Genomic DNA, 1,639 nt, shown 5'->3' on the forward strand with positions numbered 1-1,639 from the left:
TAATGGTTCATGGATTGGCAGATAATAATTCAGGGACCTATCCTATGCAAAGCGAACGATATTTCAATGCCTTAAAAGGCCTTGGCGCTACGGTAAGATTAGTAATGCTTCCGAAAGAAAGCCATGGGTATCGTGCCAAAGAAAGTATTCTTCATCTTTTGTGGGAACAAGATCAGTGGCTGGAAAAATACGTGAAGAACAAGGGTAAGGAAATCCAGGAAGGAACCCGGTAATATTTGTTTACAGATATTTCTGGTACGCATTGACCTCCACCTCGGCCTTCAGGTCGTGAAGAAGGTTATACAGGCCAAAAAATGTTCTGTTGATATACAGAAAGTGTCTGGATCCCCTATTTCCATTCATCTTGCGAATATGTTCGTCTTTGGAATACCGCTGACTAAGATCTGCAATGCGACCCCAAAAAGCATCAGATCCAAAATTAAAATGTTCCTGATTAAAGGGGAGGGTAAATAAGGTGAGTAATTCCTTGAACAAGGCTTTGAAAAATACTCGCTCTTCTTGCGTATCCCTGGGGGTAAGGATCTCTAATTCCCTTAATTTCTCCTCAAACAAAACATCATTCTCAATAATCTCTGTCTTTGCCAGTTCAAAATAGGGAATATAAAATTCATCGGGCACTTCTTTGATACACCCAAAGTCGATCGCGATCAAAGTGTTCCGCTCACTTACCAAAAAGTTTCCTGGGTGAGGATCTGCGTGTACCTTGCGCAGTCCATGTATTTGATACATATAAAAATCCCAGAGGGTCTGTCCCAGATGATTCCCTGTTTCTTTGGTAAAGGGTTTTTGTGTAAACTCGCTTAAATGGGTGCCATGCATCCAATCCATGGTAATAATACGCTCACTGGAAAGGTCCTTGTAGTATTGAGGAAATTCAAGATTGGCCAGATGCATGCAGGCCTCAGAGATCTCTTTGCTCTGCTGGAGTTCCAGAATATAATTGGTCTCCTCTAATAGCTTATTTTCAACCTCCTGAAAGTACTTTTCCGAATCTTTCCCCTTTAAGTTAAACATCCTTGTGGCAATGGGCTTTACCAGGGCGAGATCGGAAGAAATACTTTGTGCCACTCCAGGATATTGAATTTTTACCGCCAATTGTTTCCCGTTTTTGGTGGCTTTATGAACCTGCCCTATACTGGCCGCATTGATAGAATCTTTTTCGAAGGTGTCGAATACATCTTCGGGATAGGACCCCAAATATTTTTTAAATGTCTTCCTGACTAGTGGAGCCGATAAGGGAGGAACTGAAAACTGTGCAAGCGAAAACCTCTCAACATAAGCCCTTGGGAGCAGGTTTTTCTCCATACTCAGCATTTGCGCCACTTTAAGGGCGCTCCCCTTCAAACTTTTTAGTCCGTCATATATGTCGGATGCATTGTCTTCGTTTAGTTCATCTTTTGTCAAATCGGAATTTACCAATTTCTTACTGTAGTATTTTACGTAGTTTCCACCCACTTTTACACCGGTCTTCACCAATTTTCCAGCTCTCTCAATTTTACCTGTAGGGATCTTATCCAGTGTTTTCATTTAGTGGTAGGGGTGTATGTACTGTTAGGCCTAAGCCATGTTTTCTTTATAAAGGAACTTTCCAAAGTCGAGTATACTATCCAATGGCGTG

The 1,639-nt window shown here is 41.5% G+C and carries 2 protein-coding genes; one reads left to right on the forward strand and one right to left on the reverse strand.

Translation table 11 applies throughout. The features are described from left to right. Positions 1-233: alpha/beta hydrolase family protein (locus tag WBM49_RS01150; RefSeq protein WP_424370225.1), on the forward strand; the 233-nt coding region annotated here is incomplete at its 5' end. Between the two features lie 7 nt (positions 234-240). Here WBM49_RS01150 and WBM49_RS01155 read toward each other — a convergent pair. After that, positions 241-1,548, reverse strand: coding sequence for an ABC1 kinase family protein (locus tag WBM49_RS01155; RefSeq protein ID WP_424370226.1), 1,308 nt, complete (start codon positions 1,546-1,548; stop codon positions 241-243). Positions 1,549-1,639 lie beyond the last annotated feature (91 nt).

It is taken from the genome of Muriicola sp., from assembly GCF_049669965.1.
Classification (GTDB): domain Bacteria; phylum Bacteroidota; class Bacteroidia; order Flavobacteriales; family Flavobacteriaceae; genus Muriicola.

Coding starts and splice junctions, on each gene's coding strand:
- WBM49_RS01155 (WP_424370226.1), bottom strand. CDS start 1,548: ATGAAAACACTGGATAAGATCCCTACAGGTAAAATTGAGAGAGCTGGA.